This is a genomic window from Nostoc sp. CMAA1605 (assembly GCF_021596505.1).
In the GTDB taxonomy this organism is placed as follows: Bacteria; Cyanobacteriota; Cyanobacteriia; order Cyanobacteriales; family Nostocaceae; genus Trichormus.
Window position 1 is genome coordinate 1 of record NZ_PJIZ01000047.1, and the last position, 17,167, is coordinate 17,167.

The 17,167-nt window shown below is 38.8% G+C and carries 18 protein-coding genes and 3 pseudogenes; 10 read left to right on the forward strand and 11 right to left on the reverse strand.

Features of this window, described 5'->3' with window-relative positions; translation table 11 throughout:
- The 9 genes and pseudogenes from CV014_RS16630 to CV014_RS16675 all read right to left on the reverse strand — a co-directional run.
- The coding region (locus CV014_RS16630; protein ID WP_329608396.1) for a leucine-rich repeat domain-containing protein at positions 1–395 on the reverse strand (395 nt) is incomplete at its 3' end.
- An 8-nt stretch (positions 396–403) separates the two neighbouring features.
- Complete coding sequence (locus tag CV014_RS16635; RefSeq protein WP_236143046.1) at positions 404–574, reverse strand: hypothetical protein; 171 nt, start codon at positions 572–574, stop codon at positions 404–406.
- Between the two features lie 91 nt (positions 575–665).
- Positions 666–1,349 (reverse strand): uracil-DNA glycosylase, encoded by a 684-nt coding sequence (locus CV014_RS16640; RefSeq protein ID WP_236143047.1) that lies wholly within the window; start codon positions 1,347–1,349, stop codon positions 666–668.
- A 430-nt stretch (positions 1,350–1,779) separates the two neighbouring features.
- A complete protein-coding gene (locus CV014_RS16645) occupies positions 1,780–1,941 on the reverse strand; it encodes a hypothetical protein (protein ID WP_236143048.1) in 162 nt (53 codons plus the stop codon).
- A gap of 81 nt (positions 1,942–2,022) precedes the next feature.
- Positions 2,023–3,119, reverse strand: a pseudogene (locus tag CV014_RS16650) (tetratricopeptide repeat protein).
- A gap of 357 nt (positions 3,120–3,476) precedes the next feature.
- Positions 3,477–3,788 (reverse strand): hypothetical protein, encoded by a 312-nt coding sequence (locus tag CV014_RS16655; protein WP_236143049.1) that lies wholly within the window; start codon positions 3,786–3,788, stop codon positions 3,477–3,479.
- 228 nt (positions 3,789–4,016) lie between these two features.
- Positions 4,017–4,451: an NADAR family protein gene (locus tag CV014_RS16660; RefSeq protein WP_236143050.1), complete on the reverse strand. Its 435-nt coding sequence runs from the start codon at positions 4,449–4,451 to the stop codon at positions 4,017–4,019.
- 59 nt (positions 4,452–4,510) lie between these two features.
- Positions 4,511–6,414 (reverse strand): annotated as a pseudogene (locus tag CV014_RS16670) (ATP-binding protein).
- 15 nt (positions 6,415–6,429) lie between these two features.
- Positions 6,430–7,320 carry a phosphate/phosphite/phosphonate ABC transporter substrate-binding protein gene (locus tag CV014_RS16675; protein WP_236143052.1) on the reverse strand — a complete coding sequence of 297 codons (891 nt, stop codon included), beginning with the start codon at positions 7,318–7,320 and terminating at the stop codon, positions 6,430–6,432.
- A gap of 534 nt (positions 7,321–7,854) precedes the next feature.
- Here CV014_RS16675 and CV014_RS16680 point away from each other — a divergent pair.
- Positions 7,855–8,604 carry a DUF561 domain-containing protein gene (locus CV014_RS16680; RefSeq protein ID WP_236143053.1) on the forward strand — a complete coding sequence of 250 codons (750 nt, stop codon included), beginning with the start codon at positions 7,855–7,857 and terminating at the stop codon, positions 8,602–8,604.
- On the opposite strand, the gene CV014_RS16685 is transcribed toward CV014_RS16680, so the two are convergent.
- Together CV014_RS16685 and CV014_RS16690 are read right to left on the reverse strand one after the other, a co-directional pair.
- Positions 8,569–8,724 (reverse strand): hypothetical protein, encoded by a 156-nt coding sequence (locus tag CV014_RS16685; RefSeq protein ID WP_236143054.1) that lies wholly within the window; start codon positions 8,722–8,724, stop codon positions 8,569–8,571. The two genes, CV014_RS16680 and CV014_RS16685, sit on opposite strands and share 36 nt — an antisense overlap.
- Before the next feature lie 16 nt (positions 8,725–8,740).
- Complete coding sequence (locus tag CV014_RS16690) at positions 8,741–9,889, reverse strand: DegT/DnrJ/EryC1/StrS family aminotransferase (RefSeq protein ID WP_236143055.1); 1,149 nt, start codon at positions 9,887–9,889, stop codon at positions 8,741–8,743.
- A gap of 283 nt (positions 9,890–10,172) precedes the next feature.
- Here CV014_RS16690 and CV014_RS16695 point away from each other — a divergent pair, with 283 nt between their 5' ends.
- The 9 genes and pseudogenes from CV014_RS16695 (at position 10,173) to CV014_RS16735 (ending at position 17,116) form a co-directional block, all read left to right on the forward strand.
- Entirely contained in the window at positions 10,173–10,949 is a 777-nt protein-coding gene (locus tag CV014_RS16695) for an ABC transporter permease (RefSeq protein WP_236143056.1), read from the forward strand.
- Positions 10,950–11,166: 217 nt separating this feature from the next.
- Positions 11,167–11,367, forward strand: coding sequence for a hypothetical protein (locus CV014_RS16700; protein ID WP_236143057.1), 201 nt, complete (start codon positions 11,167–11,169; stop codon positions 11,365–11,367).
- A 57-nt stretch (positions 11,368–11,424) separates the two neighbouring features.
- The gene (locus tag CV014_RS16705) at positions 11,425–11,841 is read left to right on the forward strand and encodes a XisH family protein (protein ID WP_236143058.1); all 417 of its coding nucleotides are present in this window, start codon (positions 11,425–11,427) and stop codon (positions 11,839–11,841) included.
- Entirely contained in the window at positions 11,829–12,164 is a 336-nt protein-coding gene (locus CV014_RS16710) for a XisI protein (RefSeq protein WP_236143059.1), read from the forward strand. The genes CV014_RS16705 and CV014_RS16710 overlap by 13 nt, the downstream gene beginning before the upstream one ends.
- Positions 12,165–12,384: 220 nt before the next feature.
- Complete coding sequence (locus CV014_RS16715; RefSeq protein ID WP_236143060.1) at positions 12,385–14,238, forward strand: tetratricopeptide repeat protein; 1,854 nt, start codon at positions 12,385–12,387, stop codon at positions 14,236–14,238.
- A gap of 75 nt (positions 14,239–14,313) precedes the next feature.
- On the forward strand, positions 14,314–15,732 hold the full coding sequence (locus tag CV014_RS16720) for a serine/threonine-protein kinase (protein WP_329608397.1): 1,419 nt from the start codon (positions 14,314–14,316) through the stop codon (positions 15,730–15,732).
- 134 nt (positions 15,733–15,866) lie between these two features.
- Positions 15,867–16,277: pseudogene (locus tag CV014_RS16725) on the forward strand (XisH family protein).
- Positions 16,268–16,606 carry a XisI protein gene (locus CV014_RS16730; protein ID WP_236143061.1) on the forward strand — a complete coding sequence of 113 codons (339 nt, stop codon included), beginning with the start codon at positions 16,268–16,270 and terminating at the stop codon, positions 16,604–16,606. The pseudogene CV014_RS16725 and the gene CV014_RS16730 overlap by 10 nt, the downstream one beginning before the upstream one ends.
- Positions 16,607–16,870: 264 nt before the next feature.
- Entirely contained in the window at positions 16,871–17,116 is a 246-nt protein-coding gene (locus CV014_RS16735) for a DUF433 domain-containing protein (RefSeq protein WP_236143062.1), read from the forward strand.
- Positions 17,117–17,167: the final 51 nt, after the last annotated feature.

Sequence of the window (17,167 nt, forward strand, 5' to 3'; positions counted from 1 at the left end):
TTCTTGCCGAGGTGGAGGGTTTGCAAATTGACCAGTTGACCAATTTCCTCTGGCAGACTGCTGAGTTGATTATTGTGGAGGTCAAGCCACCGCAAATTGATTAGTTGACCAATTTCCTCTGGCAGACTGGTTAAACGATTACCAGCAACCTCAAGTTCTTCAAGTTGAGTTAACAATCCAATTTCTGTAGGTAAATAGCTCAGATTGTTGCCGATAGGAAAGGCGAGATAACCATATTCGTCATATTGGTGTTTGCCGAGAATTAGCTTTTTTAGTTGAATTAGCTTACCAATTTCCGGCGGTAAAGTTGTCAAATTGTTACCAGATAAGTCGAGTTCAGTTACGCTATCTATAGCGGCTTGCTCAATTACCCGTAGCAATTCTTGCTCGTTCATAATGGAAATCACTCAACTATTAGCCAAATAATATCAAGGTATTCTAAATTACGGCAATTAATACCAATTCGTAAGTTTGGGCTAAATTTGGGCTTAACTTTTGTGTAAGTCCCGCTAAGAGAGTGCTGAGTGCTGAGTGTTGAGTGCTGAGTGCTAAGTGCTGAGTGTTCAGTAATCAATTCTTGAATTTTGAATTTTGAATTTTGAATTTTGAATTGATTTGAGTGGTGTTATTAGTAGCGCGGCGTTTAGCACTACTGAAGAACAGCTTTAAGTATTTTGCCGAATTTCATCGTATTTGGTGCGTACAGCTTGTATATCCTGCCACATCAACCATTTAGGACTACCCTTTTCTTTAGAAGGGTTACGGAGTAAATAGGATGGGTGAAAAATCGGCATACATAAACGCCCTTCCCACTCTATCCACTGACCACGAATCTTAGTAATTCCCCGCTTATCACCGGTTATACCTTTAACTGCTGTTGCGCCTGTTAACAAAATAATTTTTGGGTCAACTAGGCGAATTTGTTCTAATAAATAAGGTAGACAAGCTGCCATTTCGTCTGGTGTCGGCACTCGATTATTTGGTGGTCTACACTTATTGATGTTGCCAATATACACATCATTTTCGGTATTTAAATCCACCGATGCCAGTATTTGTTCTAGCAACTGTCCTGAACGACCCACAAAGGGTAAACCTGTTTCGTCTTCGTTTTGTCCTGGTGCTTCACCAATAATCATAATTGGAGCTTTTAAGTTACCCCGCCCGACTACAGCATTGGTACGGGTGTTACCTAATTCACAGCGATGGCAATTATTGCAATGCTGTGCCAATTCAGTTATATTGGCGTAAGTTCCAGGTGGAACAGGGATTTTAGCATCTGTGGGAATCAGCTCTTTTTGGTTAAAACTAGGTGGTTCGCCAAAAAGGCTGAGTTGGATTTCGCTACTCATGAAAATCTGGTTGATGGAGTCAGCACCAGCAAATCTGTCTGAAGCTATAGCTATCTATAGCTGGTTAAAAATATTTTTCAGACGCAGGTGATTACTGAATACTGTTATTAACTAGACCATAATTGTACCAGTTTTGACACTCCCCCGTTTAAAAAACGGGGGATTCTTGCTTCATCGGGAGATCCAAGATACCCAAAGGACGAATCCATACAGCAACATCCCAGATTACTTTACCCGCGCTAACGCGCCGCTACGCTAACCGCAAGCATACACCGGCTGCCCGACGGCGAAACAATATTTTGCCACCCATTACGAGACAGGTTCCTCCCTTGCGGCGAGACTCTGCCTGTGTTGTGGACAATTTCGATTGTATCATTTTTCGCGGACAAATAAATTTGTCCCATTCGCGGCAGTTGAGCGTAGTCGAAACTTATATCCCCCACTTAAAAGACGCACAAGACACAAAACTTTTTTGGTTTTGTACCTTGTGCTTGGGGGCTTTACGCATCACGACTCGTAATTCTTTAGTGGGCATTGGGTATTGGGAATCGGGCATTGGGCATTGGGCATTGGGAATAGAAAACAGAAACATATGGCGCGTCATTCTGTTTTGAAAACCTACACCCCACACCCTTAAACCCTTAAACCCTTAAACCCTCACACCCTTACACCCCTAAACCCCTGGATTTGTCGTCCCTTGCTGGTATTGCATAGCTTTGGCATAATCACCCAAGGCATAGCAAGCGATTTTTAAACTGGCAAGTGCTTGTTCTTCTATGCGACGATCTTTTAAGGTTCTACCGAGTAATAAGCGGGCTTCATAGTATGTGATGGCGCGACCGTGGTCGCCTAAAGCTTCGCAAGCCACACCTAAGCTAGCAAGGGACTGTTCTTCGCTGCGCTGGTCTTTGAGGTGTCTAGCTAACTGTAGACGTTTTTCGTAATACTTAATTGCTTTGGCGTAATCTCCTACTGCGTAACAAGCATTACCCAAATTTTTAAGTACCTGAGCTGCACTGCGGGGATTATTCAAGGAGATGGCGATTTTAACGCATTTTTCGTAGTAGGCGATCGCTTTTGGGTAGTTGTCTAAAGCATACCAAGCATTACCTATATTCTTCAGGACTTGTTCTATCCCCAGTTATCCTGCAATTCCTGAACAATTTCTAAGCTTTGTTCTTGATACTCGATGGCCTTAAGAAAGTTCCCTGAAGCTTTATAAACTAATCCCAAATTATTCAAAGCTGCAACTTGACTGCGTTTGTCTTGTAGTTGCTTGGTTAATTTCAAACACTCTTCTAGAAATTCAACGGCTTTGCTGTAGTTGTTGAGATGACGATAAGCATTCCCTAAATGAGAAAGCACTTGCATTCGCACTGCTGGATCTGAGGTATTTTTTAAAGCTAGACATTGTTGGGAATAGGTAATTGCACTTTTATAATCGCCAGAAGTGTAAGTCACTAATGCCAATAACGATAAGACTTGCTCTTGTTGTGGGACATCGCCGGCTAGTTGAAACATTTCCAGAGATTGCCGGAAAAATTGGATAGCGGCGATGACATCTCCTGCTTTCTGCTGTTTGATTCCTTGTCTTAAAAGGGAAGATGCAGCCGATAATTGGTCGTCACTCTCTTGAGTCAGTAGCAGTTCTTCTGGTAATCCCTGGTCAAATTCATGGGTAATAGTGTTGCGTCTAACTTGTTTCATATATTTTGCAACTTCCACAGGGATCGTATTTTTACTGTTGTTATGATGTTCACCTTGTGACATTGACCAATTCCTGCTAGCTGTGGTGATACTTATAGTGTTCCCAAAACCAAAATACTTATCTCATAGCATTTTGGATTTTAAATTTGGGATTTCGGATGGTGAACTGCTTGACTAGTAAGCTTTTGGGAAATCTATTTGTCGCAGTTATTAGTCAAATTGGTATCACTTATTTGGAAATGGCTGAGTTATGGGGGAATTATTATGGAATTTTGACAAAAACTTGATGCGCGCAAAAAAGCTATGTGATGAGGCGAATTAGCTTATTTTGGTAACAGATTCTGTTGATTTAACGCAGTTGAATTTAATGTTGGCTGGTGAGCGATACAGCTAAAGTCACCAGCTGAAATTGATATAGTTTCATCTATTCATTGGTGTTTTTGTATTCCAAATCTGTTCAAACTCGGCCTGAGTGATGCCAAATTCCTGTAAATCTTTACTGTCTAAGGGTTTATCACACAACATTCCGTAATTATCAGCCAAATGGTCTTCATCATAAAATAGGACGTTGCCATTTTCATAAACTTCTATCTGTCTGGTAGCACACAAATCATTACCTACCAGGGTTAATTCTATGAAATAGGTACTAGTACCCCAAGTATCGAAATCGCCCCCTAGTGATTCGTCCCAGAACCACTTACAATACTTTTTCTGTGGAGCCATTGTAGGCATCACTTCTCTACTCCTATAAAAGACTACTCATAAGCTATTTTATAAGAATATACTTGGCACTGTGCTAGACAGTACCTTGAGATAAGGTTAAAAATTAACTCCCTATACTGAGATTTTCTTGTTAACCCTAAAAACTAAATAATATTTTACTGACATTCAGTCTTTTCTGGAATCAGATATAACATCAAAAATATTAATTCAAAGTCATTGTTTGTTTTGATGTTTTCTCTATGAGCGTAGTTGCTTTCTGACTTCCATTAAAATTACCCCTAACATATTTCTACCACTCCCATCAACACCGCAACCCCAATAGTAGTCAATCGGCGAATTTTCTACTATTTCCTCATCACCTGTAGACAGCAGGATTTCTCTAATATCTGCATGGGTTGTAAATTTTTGCAGGACGGCTTTGTGCATCACATCATCTTTGACTCGCTCCCAATCAGAACGCAAAGGACGTTTTCTATCTCTTCCCATTTCTGCTGCGGCTTTCGGGGTTGGTGCTTGACGAATTTGTTCTAGATGAAATGTCTCTAAAAATTTCTGGGCTTGAAAATAATGTTCACTTGTATACCAGTACAAATCATCTAACATAAACCCGTGAAGAGAGAAGTTAGAGAAACAGCCATATTCCTCACGGACAGTATAAAAATAGATTGTCATCTGTTTTTGAGAAAATTAAAGAAATATTAACCCAAAGTTAGAAATCATCACTACACAGCTCACTTTTTAGGCAAAACCGAAATAAGCTCTTGATCAGGTTGGGCATTTACGATTGTAGCTTTTTTCGTATGTAATGGCAGGAAAATGACGAATTTACTACCTTGTTTGGATGTGGAATATACTTCTATTTTACCTTGATGTTTTTCAATGATTTGGTAACAAATACTTAAACCTAAGCCTGTCCCTTTGCCAACAGGTTTAGTTGTGAAAAAGGGATCGAATAATTTTTGATATTTTCTGGAGGAATACCTGAGCCGTTATCTTGAATTTCAACTTGAATATGACTATTTTTGAGGTTATTGGTAGAAATTACTATTTGTTTATTAATCTGTTCTGGACAATCTAAGACTGCATCCACCGCATTATTAATGATATTCATAAATACTTGGTTAAGTTGGGCTGGATAACACTGTAATAAAGGTAATTCACCATAATTTTTTATGACTTTAATATCTGATTTAAACCGATGATTGAGAATTAAGAGAGTATTATCAATTCCTTCATGTATGTCTACTTCTTTCATATCAGCTTCATCGAGACGTGAAAAGTTACGCAAAGATAAGACAATTTCTCGAATACGTTGCGCGCCCATTTTCATCGAAGCTAGTATATCTAATAAGTCTTGGTGAATGAAATCGAGATCAATCTCTGCCATTGTTTCTGAGATAATCTGGTCTGGGTGAGGATAAGAGTCTTGATATAAGTCAACTAAGTGTAGTAAATCTTTAATATAATTATTTGCACATTCGACATTAGCATAAATAAAATTAACAGGATTATTGATTTCGTGGGCAATACCTGCAACCATTTGTCCAAGAGAGGACATTTTTTCGGTTTGAATTAATTGTCCTTGGGTTTCTTGCAATTCTTGTAATGTGATTCGTAACTCCTCAGTACGTTCTTCTACTCTTTTCTCTAAAGTTTGGTGAGCTTCTTGCAGTTCTTGAGTGCGTTCTTCTACTCTTTGTTCTAAAGTTTGGCGTGCAATTTCCAGTGCTTCAGTATAATCACCAACCCATTCTACTAATTGATTTAAAGAACTCGCGAGTGTTCCTACTTCATCATGTGTATGAATATTAGCTCTCAGTTCAAGGTTCGATTCTTGTGTAATCTTTCTAGCAATACTAGTTACTGTTTGTAACGGACGAGCAATTAATTTACTAGTTACTATGGCAATAATTGCAGCGATCGCAGTAGACAATAACATACTAATGCTTATTAATTTTAATCTTAATTTCCTGGCATCTTTAAAATTAGTATTTGCTTGCTGCTGTTGCCTTTCTGCTTGAACAATCATTTGGAGTAATTCATCTGATGTCTGTTCAAGTTTGACATTAATATTAATACTTTCTTGATGCTTGATAAATAGTAATAGCTTGTTTAAAGGTAAATCGTTAGAGTCTTGAGATGAAATCTCTTGCCATAATAATTGAATATTTTGATTATATAATGATGTGTTTTGCCTATATACTTTTAATATATTTTGGAAATTTTGATAATTTAAGGCTAAATCATAGGGATGATTTTTGACAAAATTATCTATTTCATTTAACTGCTGATTGATATCTTGAATGTCCGAGATAAATCTATTTTTTTCAAACTCTAACCACACAGAATCATCTAGTACAAGAATAAGCCTTTGGGGATGAATTCTGGCTCTATTTACATTATTTTCTAAGTTTTTTAAAAGATATTGTTGTTGATAAGCTAAATTAAGTTGTTTATAAGCAGATATTTCATAATAATAAGCAATTAATGAGCCACTGATCGTGCCAAGTAATGTAGTACCGATTACAAAGGTGTAACTATAGCCAATTTTTCTAGTAATGCTCCAGTTGTTTGTCAAACTAGTCAGACTAGTTAAAATATGGTTGAATAATGTAATGGAGCGACGTTTGATCATGAATTTAGATGGACATTATTTAATAAAGCTGTCTTGTCCGATTTTTTGATAAACTTCTCGAATTGTCTTATAATCAGCATCGTTTGCTATAACCATTTGGCTATCTACATACTTGCGATTGGCTTGAGCTTTGACCATACTTTGAATGAGTCGCTCTTGATTTTTTAGCATCTGCGATCGCAAGGTTTCAATTACGTTATTTGCTAATTGGTTACTAGCAACAAATACATCGCTTGGAAGTTCGGGACCCTTGAAAATAATCTTGAAATCTTTCTCAGACAAGCCTTCCGATTCTAAAACGTTTTTATATCGGTCAGATGATATAGTCCAAGCATCTACTTCACCTGCTTTCAAGGCTTTGCCTCCTTTATTATCTAGCATGACTGTTTTGTAGTCAGTTTTTGGATTTAATCCCGCATCTATCAATAAACCAGTAGGCGCGATATGTCCAGATGTTGAGCCAATTTTTCGCATAGCAATTGTTTTGCCTTTTAACTGAGCTAAAGTTTGAATATTGCTATTCGCACGCACTACAAAAATAGTATGGTAATCTTTACGTTTCACACCAATAATCGGAATTGCCTTAGCTCTAGAATGTAAAATTAGGTACTCTGATGGGCCGGAAAATGCAATATCTAAATTTCCTGATAACAATGCTGGTGCGGCGGCGGTAGGATTTTCCACAGGAAATAATTCAATTCTGATCTTTAATATATCCTCTAAAACTGTACTAAATTCTCCAAAATCTCTTTGCAGTTCATTAATTCCTGATACATCTGTAACTGCAAGTTTTAGATATTTTGGTAAATTTGATACTTGTGATGAACTATTATTACTAGTATTTTTAGTTGCTGTACATCCTGCAATAAATAGAAATGAATACCCAATTAAAAAACGTCGTTTCATCACTGTGATTCTATAAAGATATAATATATTTTGGCTATATAAACTAAATAGTAATTCTGTAACGCATTAAAAACTTCTGTGAGATTACTGAAAATAGTTTAGGTATTTATTAGTAATTTAGGTTAAGAGAAGATTATCTAAAAGGTTAGATAATCTTCTACTTTGTTGAATTGACCATTGATAAATTATGGGGGATATAAAACTACAATAATCCTTAATAATTTTTCCTATAACTTGCTACTTTTCTGATAAATATCGCTCAATCTTGTGATATTTACCTTACTGATTTTGTCAAGAAGTTGGGAAGTTAACTTCTGAATTATTCTTATTAACCAAGTATTAGCGTAGAAAATTGTATCTTATATAACTAGTTGTGTACTGGAGCTATGTCTACGAAAGGCTATTTCTACGCTCATACTCCACTACAGTGATAATTTGATCAATTTTTACGAAAATTTTCCTCAGAATATAGTCCTGTCATCTTGAGAGTGGGGGTAAAATAGACGTTATTTTCGTAGCTTCAAGATTACAACTATGGCAATGCCTTCTACACTACAAAGTGCATTTACTAACCGCCGTGTCCTGAAAGTGATTAGCGGTTTACACAACTTTGACGCTGATCGTGTCGCAGCCGTTGTGAAAGCAGCTGAACTTGGTGGTGCAACTTTCGTAGATATTGCTGCTGATCCTGTTTTAGTAAAGTTAGCCAAAAAATTGATTAACTTACCTGTTTGTGTTTCCGCAGTAGAACCAGAAAAATTCGTCGTCGCCGTCGCTGCGGGTGCAGATTTAATTGAAATCGGGAATTTTGATAGTTTTTACGCTCAAGGACGCAGATTTGAAGCCGAGGAAGTCTTAGCTTTAACACATCAAACCCGCGCTTTATTACCAGAAATCACCCTATCTGTAACTGTTCCCCATATTCTGGAACTGGATCAACAAGTACAACTAGCTGAAGAATTAGTCAAAGCTGGTGCAGATATCATCCAAACTGAAGGCGGTACCAGCAGCCAGCCCTCTCACGCTGGAAGCTTGGGATTAATTGAAAAAGCTGCACCCACCTTAGCCGCAGCCTATGAAATTTCTCGTGCTGTTTCAGTACCAGTATTGTGTGCTTCTGGTATTTCTAACGTTACTGCACCGCTAGCCATATCAGCTGGTGCGGCTGGTGTTGGTGTTGGTTCTGCAATTAACCAACTCAACAGCGAAGTGGCGATGATTGCTGCTGTACGCGGTTTAGTTGAAGCTTTAGCGAATACGAGAGTGCTGAGTATTGAGTGCTGAGTATTGAGTGCTGAGTGCTGAGTGCGTAGTGAAGTGCTGAGTCAGGAGTGGTGAGTAGTGAAATTCTCCACTCCCCAACCCCCAACCCCCATGCCCCATGCCCCATGCCCCATGCCCCATGCCCGATCCCCAGTCCCTAAGATAAAATATCTTTTAAAGCATAAATTACCTGGTCTTGCTGCTGAGTTGTGAGTTCTGGAAACATGGGTAGAGATAACACCTCATGGCAAATTTGTTCGGCTACTGGTAATTGCCCTGGTTGATAACCAAGGTGTTGATATGCTGGTTGCAGATGTAAAGGATAGGGATAATAAACCATTGAACCAATCCCTTTTTCTTGGAGTTGGTTGCGTACCAATTCACGCTGTGTGGCGGTATTACCGTTACTGCCTGCACCCAATACACGAATAGTATATTGATTCCATACGCTCACACCGCCACTTAATGTTTGTGGTGCGATGATGCCAGGAATTTGACTGAGATATTGTTGATAATAGGCTGCGATCGCCTGACGTTGTTGATTCCACTGCTCTAAATAACGCAGCTTAATCTGCAATATTACCGCTTGTATGGCATCTAAACGACTATTTACGCCGATTTCTTCATATTGATAGCGATTTTTTTGCCCATGCTCTTTAATAATTTTGACCTTAGCCGCCAACTCTGGATCATTGGTGGTAACTGCGCCACCATCGCCGCAAGCCCCTAAGTTTTTGGTAGGGTAAAAACTAAAGCAACCAAAGTGTCCTATACTGCCGACTTTTTTACCATCCCACATCGCGCCTGTCGATTGAGCGCAATCTTCAATTACAGCAATATTATGAGATTGTGCGATCGCCATCAATGCTGTCATATCCACAGGCTGTCCAAATAGATGCACTGGGATAATCGCTTTGGTTTGAGGTGTGATAGCTGCTGCTACTTGCTGTACATCTAGGTTAAATGTTGTCGCATCTATATCTACAAATACTGGCTTTGCACCGACAGCAATAATTACTTCTACTGTAGCGACGAATGTAAAAGGGGTGGTAATGACTTCATCACCCGCACCAATTCCTAATGCACGTAGTGCCAAATATAACGCATCAGTACCAGAGTTACAAGCTACACAAGCAGTTGCACCATGATAACTAGCAAATTGCTGTTCAAAACTTTCTACTAAGGGGCCGCCAATATAACGACCGGATGCTAGAACCTCTACAACAGCAGCACTAACTTCAGCCTCTAGGGTAGTGTATTGCTGCTTGATATCAAAGGCAGGGACAGAATTTATACTTTGGATCATAAGTTTTCATTTTAGTCTGAAGATACAAAGAATACACACCGACTGTCAATTCTTGCTAAGGGAATTTATTCTCAAAAAAGCTTGTCAAGACTGTCGCCTGAGATACTTATAAAGCAAGGATTATTACCGCAATAATTCTATGGGTAAAACGTGCATCAGTGGTAAATTATGAGTGCCTGTTTGTAAACTGACTATCTTGGGCATGGGGCATAGGGCATGGGGAATTGGATTTTTCTTCCCCTACACCCCTAAACCCTTACACCCCTAAACCCCTAAACCACCCATGCAAGATTTAATCAAGTTAGATTTGGTAGATTTAGCGATCGCTGTAGGATTGATGGTGATCGCTATTGGGATATCTGCTTGGGAAAGATTGGGATTAGAGTTAAATTTAGCGATCGCTACCGGTAGAACTATCCTACAGTTAGCTGTTTTGGGATACGTTTTAGACTTCATCTTTGCTGTGGGCAATCCTTGGGCTGTTTTAGCGGCTCTAGTTGTCATGCTGACAATTACGGCGATTGTCGCACGAAATCGGATCAGTCAAAAGATTCCTGGTGTATTGCCTTTAGTTTGGGGTGCAATTTTTGTGAGTACCCTGATGACACTGGTTTACACCAACTTCTTAATCATTCAACCAGATAAATGGTACGAACCGCGTTATATTATTCCCCTGGCGGGGATTGTGTTAGGAAATGGGATGAATGCAGCTGCGATCGCTGGGGAACGTTTAGTGAATAGTATGAACACCTTTCCCAACGAAATCGAAACCCATTTAAGTTTAGGTGCTACTCCCCAACAAGCTACCAACCAGTACCGCAAAGAAGCCATCCGCGCCGCCTTACTACCAACTATCAACCAGATGATTTTGGTGGGGATGGTAGCAATCCCTGGAATCACCACGGGACAGTTACTAGCTGGGATTACACCCCTAGAGGCTGTATCTTACGAAATTTTGATTATTTTCATGGTGGCTTTCGCCAATTTACTCACCACAGTTTTAATTACTAAAGGATTATGTCGTCAGTTCTTTAATTCCGCCGCGCAGTTGGTGAGATAAGGGATTGGGGATTGGGGATTGGGGATTGGGTAGAACTTAGCTAACTAATGATTTATCCGTCTTTGGGAAAACACTATCCCAATTGGGCATGATGGATTGTGTACTGGTGTACTTGCTGATAGAATGACAAATGTACATGAACACAGACCAAGAAAATACATTGCTATTGTCTGGGTTCATGTCACCATAGATTTAATATCTATGCTGATGAACTTCTATGACTGAAAATCTGCGAGGTAAGAGAGGAGATCCCAACTATCGATTAATCTCTGGTTACATACCAAAAGACCTAGCATTACTATTTAAAACTATTTGCGCTGCTACTGAAACAGATCAAAGCAAAGCACTTGAAGAAATGATCACTCATTGGGCTAGGGAAAAACAATCAATTCTAGATGAAGTGAGGCAAGATAAGTAAAAGACAGTATGACAGACATACCAGAACAATCTAGCAGACAAAAGAACTATATATGCTATGGCGGCAAAGGATCTGTTTCATCAAGCAGTAAAGAACGCTTTACAAAAAGAACAGTGGATTATCACTAGCGATCCGCTCAAAATAGAAGTGGGTGGAACAAAGTTTGAAATAGATTTAGGGGCAGAAAAAATCTTAGCTGCTGAACGAAACAATGAAAAAATTGCCGTTGAAATTAAAACTTTTCTAAGTGACTCACCTGTTACAGATTACCATGCAGCACTAGGTCAATTTCTCAACTACCGTCTAGCTCTAGAACTAAGCGAACCTGAACGCACCCTATATCTAGCGATTCCAGTTATTGTGCATCAGTCATTTTTTCAACGTGAATTTGCCCAGCTTTCGGTTGAAAGATATCAAATTAAGCGACTTATTTACAATCCAATAGAAGAGGTGATTGTACAGTGGATAAACTAGAGCATTATCGCCAGTGTATTCAAGAAATCCTGAGAAACTATACTGCCATCCCCATCGCCAACGGCGAAATCGAATCACAAACTGTTTTCGATATTCAGCAAGACCATTATCAGGTGATGAACGTAGGCTGGGATGGTGATCGTAGAGTGCATGGCTGTGTATTGCATCTAGATATTAAAGATGGAAAAATTTGGATACAACATAACTCAACCGAACTGCAAATTGCCCATGAATTAGCGAATATGGGTATTCCTAAACAAGATATTGTCTTAGGTTTCCAAGCTCCCTATGTGCGAGAGTACACAGGCTTTGGTGTTGGATAAATAAGCAACATAAGTCTCCTTTAACGAAAAAGATAAGCTTCAAAGCTGTACTCCATACCGATCTGCTAACGCCTTTTGTGGGTGATTTTCTCCCCCTGCTCCCTGCTCCCCTTCGACTTCGCTCAGGGCAAGCCTGCTCCCCTGCCTTTTCACTTTCGGCTTTTTGTACTAGTACCTCGCCTCACACTAAAATGGGAAGTGAAGTTCTCTATTAACTAAAGTGTCTGACTCATTGCCATTGCGCGATCGCTATCTCGCCCTGATTGATGAAATTGTTCAACTCACCCTCCAAGGGAAAATTAGCTCTGTGGAGATGGTGTATCAAATGCTGCAAAAAAATATCTTGGCAGGTACGGGAGAAATCTTTGAGTTAGGTTTGAGCGATCGCCTCAACGCCATCCAAGCTCAAGTAGATAGCGAAACAGATGAACTCAAACAAGCCAAGGCTAACCGGAGTTTACGGGCAATTAAGACAATTCAAACGCAATGGCAAAGATATAGAGAACAAAATAAAGCCACGGAAGCGATCGCTTCTGCATCTCAACAAATTACCACAGCCGCCACAGATGAACGTCTAGCCACATTTTTACGTCTGATTGATCCCAACCTCAAAGAACCACTTAACACAGCGCAATTACAGCAACTATCTAAATCTTTGCAGCAATTTTCCCAGTTTAGCGAAGATATAGCGCAGATATCCCAGGGAATTACCCGTGGGTTAACAGCTTGGCAAAGGTTACAAGAACATTTAGTTAGCTGGATGTATGAGCAGAATCAAGCCTTGGGTTTTGGTGGTGTACCAGGAGAAACTGGCCCTTGGGCTACTTGGGCGAAAAAAGTGAATAGTGAGTTACCGCAAACATTATTACGCACCTTAGCGGTAGAACAATCTGCCATTCCCTTTGCTCAACAGCACAGCACTATTAGCTTAAGTGATTGGGTAGAAATAGCCTTAATTTTGCAGTATTTACAACGGGGTTTAGTAAGTTGGTTTGACCAACAACCATACAACATTCAAGCTGGTTCAAAACTGTCGATTTCTACTTTTTTAACTTTTGCAGTCATTTGGAGTCAGTTAGCAAGTGGTTTCCAAAGCCAGACACTCTACAGTAATGGCGCATCACAAATCATGCTCCAAATTTTACGCACCTTTGCTCAACGCCCCTATTTTCCTCTATATGGTGGTATTTTCGCGTCCTTTTCTGGCAGTTATTTACGCGATGCTTTAGATTATTTAGACGAGCCATTACGCAAAGTGGCGATGACTCAGGAAAAAGCACGAATTTTGACCCTTTTAGGGTATTCCCAGCGTGCTTTAGGTCAATATCAACGTTCTATCAAGTTTCATGAGCAAGCCTTAGAAATTGCCAGAAACGCAGGCGATCGCCCCTGTGAAATTGCCAACCTCAATCACCTCAGCCGGACTTACGTACAAGAGCAAAATTATTCTGAAGCCATTAATCAGAGCCAAAGAGCCTTAATGTTAAGTAGACAAGCAGGCGATAAAACAGGAGAAGCCAACGCCTTAGTTAACTTAGGCTACAGCGAAGTCATGCAAGCGCAACAACTGGAACAAGCCGAACCAGAAACCTATGAAATGGCAATTAACTATTTAGAACAAGGATTAAAATTAACAGAAAAACTAGGCGATATTCAAAGTAAAGCCCTATGTCTAAGTAGTTTAGGCATAGCATATTTAGTAATTCAAGAACCACAAAATGCCATTCAATATCTAGAAGAAGGCTTCAAAATAGCCCAAATTTCCGGTGATTTATATTTACAAGGTAGAAATTTAGCGAATCTAGCTGAAGCCAGTTACCAACTACAAAACTTTGAAACAGTCATTTACACAGGTTGTCTAGGAATGTATCTCCTAGAGCAAATAGCCTCAAATGAATGGCGACAACCAGCAAGGTTATTAATAATTTTACAAGGACAAATAGGTGTAGAAAGTTTTCAAAACCTACTACAACAACACCGCCCCAAAATAATACCCATCATCGGCGTAGACGGGTATGATTACATTCCCAAATTGCTCATAAAATACCAAGAAGACATTGACCTAACATCTTAATAAATGCCCAATGCCCAATGCCCCATACCCCATATCCCATACCCATATATGGTATAAAACTTCTAGCAAGCATTGGTGACTGGGATGATAGGTCAAATTCTCGGTGGACGCTACCAAATTACAGCACAACTTGGTCAAGGTGGATTTGGCATTACCTACACAGCCATTGATACAGGAAGACCAGGGACTCCTCAGTGTATCGTCAAGCAGTTTAAACCAATGTCTGTCAGTTTATATACTTTGACGAATGCTAAAAGATTGTTTGACACCGAAGCCGAAAAACTAGAAAGGTTAGGAACTCATGACCAGATTCCCCGACTTTTGGCATTCTTTGAAGAAAACCAACAATTTTATATAGTACAAGAATATATAGAAGGTCACGACATAGCGCAAGAATTAATTACTGGTCAAAAGCTGAGTGAGGCGATCGTAATTCAACTTTTACAAGATATTTTAGAAGTCTTAAATTTTGTTCATGAACAGAAATTAATTCATCGGGATCTTAAACCCTCAAATATTCGCCGCCGCAAATCTGACGGCAAAATTATTTTAATCGATTTTGGTGCAGTTAAGGAAGTTACCACTCAGTTTGTTAATGCTCAAGGACAAACAAGTTTGACTGTTGCTGTTGGTACTCATGGTTATATACCAAGTGAACAAACCAATGGTAAACCAACTTTTCAGAGTGATATTTATGCAGTCGGAATTATCGCCATCCAAGCTTTAACAGGCATAAATCCCTACCCTGGAGGGTTTCCCACAGATTCAAAAACAGGTGAAATTATCTGGCGCAATCATGCTCAAGTTAGTTCTAAACTAGCAAATATCATTGATAAAATGGTGCGCTACGATTACCGTCAGCGTTATCAATCAGTTAATGAAGTATTGCAAGCTATAAAAACTTTATCTCGGAAGTATTCACCGAAAAAATTATGGTTTGGTGCGGGTTTATTAGTATTAATTACACCTGTAATTTTCTGGATTTTCTCCCAATTGAATAAACCAAAACCTACATTTACAACTTATGATGGCGTAAATACTGGTATTACAATTAAATATCCTTCAGCCGACTGGCAACTAATTAAACCTCCTGGGGGAGATTTTGAGGATGAGGTGATTAAATTTGTCCCAAAGAATCAGAATCAGGAAAGTAAATGTATTTTAGAAGTTGTGATCAATAGTCATGAACTACCTAAAAAATTATTATCTCTGGATGAATTTAAAAGTGAAGCATTAAAACAAATCCAAAATAATAATCCGAATCAACAAATTACGGATGCTTCTCAACCATCAACCACACTATCAAAATTTCCGGCTTATCAATTAACTTACACTCGCCAAGATGGGGAATGTAAGCTGCAAGCAATGGAAATCGGTACACTCAGAAATGGCAAGGCTTACTTCATCACCTATACAGCAGAAGAGAAAGAATATAACAAATATTTAGATGTGGTTGAGGAAATGATTAATTCATTTGAAATTAAAGCCGAATGAATTATCATTTTTGAATGCTTACACAACTGGCATATTCTTTATGTGGTCACGCACCAACTATCAATTGTGACACTTACGTAAGTCCTGTATAAGTCTGGTTTAAAATAGCCTAATTGTCGGCATAGTAAACCCCTATGGCAAAAGATAAATTTCATAATGTTGTTAAAAATGCTTTAGAAAAAGACGGCTGGAATATTACAGCCGACCCCTACGAAATTAATATTGATGATGTCGATTTTGAGATTGATTTAGCAGCAGAGGAACTTTTAGGAGCAGAGAGAGAAGGACGAAAAATAGCGGTATAAATTAAAAGTTTTATTAGTCCATCGAATGTTTCCGAATTTCATACAGCCTTGGGACAATTTTTAAATTATCGGGATGCTTTAGATACAATTGAACCAGAACGTCTGCTTTATTTGGCTGTAAGATTGCCTGTTTATGAAACTTTTTTTCAACGAAAATTTATTATATCGGCAGTTGTAAAATATCAATTACGACTGATGATTTACGATGTAGAAGAAGAGGTTATTAGTCAATGGCTGTAGAGCAATATCGACAATATATTCGGCAGATTCTTTTGGAACGACAAAAGAGAGCTTCAATGTCACGAAATTACGAAGAGTATGAGGTGCAAACGATTTTTGACGAGCAGCAAGACCATTATCAATTACTTTATGTCGGTTGGAGAGGAAATAAACGGGATTTTGGTTGTATTTTACATCTTGATATCAAAGATGGAAAAATTTGGATTCAACATGATGGTACTGAAGTTGGAATTGCTAATCAATTAGTAGAAATGGGAGTACCTAAGCAAGATATTATTTTAGCATTTCATGAACCCTATATACGTCAGTTTACTGAATTTGGCAGTTAAAAATAAAATTATGTAATTTAACCTATACTGTAAAGCGATCGCAATTTTCATTCAATCTATATCGTCAAGGCGATCGCCCTCCCGATTCACCGAATCAAGTTAAAAGACAAAAGAATCAATTAAGTTTTTTCACTTACTACAGCAGGTTTTTGAAGGGACATGGGAAGAAATTCTGCAACACACCTCTGAATTTGCCATGTTGGGTAGCGATGCGCTTTACACAAGATAAAATAAGATTACTATTACAAGCAAAAAATATTCTTTATGGACTGGCGAGAATATATTCATTCTGATCCCAAAATATTGTTAGGTAAACCAACTGTAAAAGGCACACGGTTATCTGTTGAATTTATACTAGGTTTATTTGCTAGAGGTTGGACAGTAGAGCAAATTTTAGCTAATTACCCAATTTTAACACCGGAAGCTTTACAAGCTGTGTTTATATTTGTCACTGAGTGTATGCAAGATGAATCTTTGTATATGCTACCGTTTTTATCTGAGTCAGCATGATACGATTTTTAGCAAATGAAAATTTCCTGATGATGAGTGTGGTATGTCTAA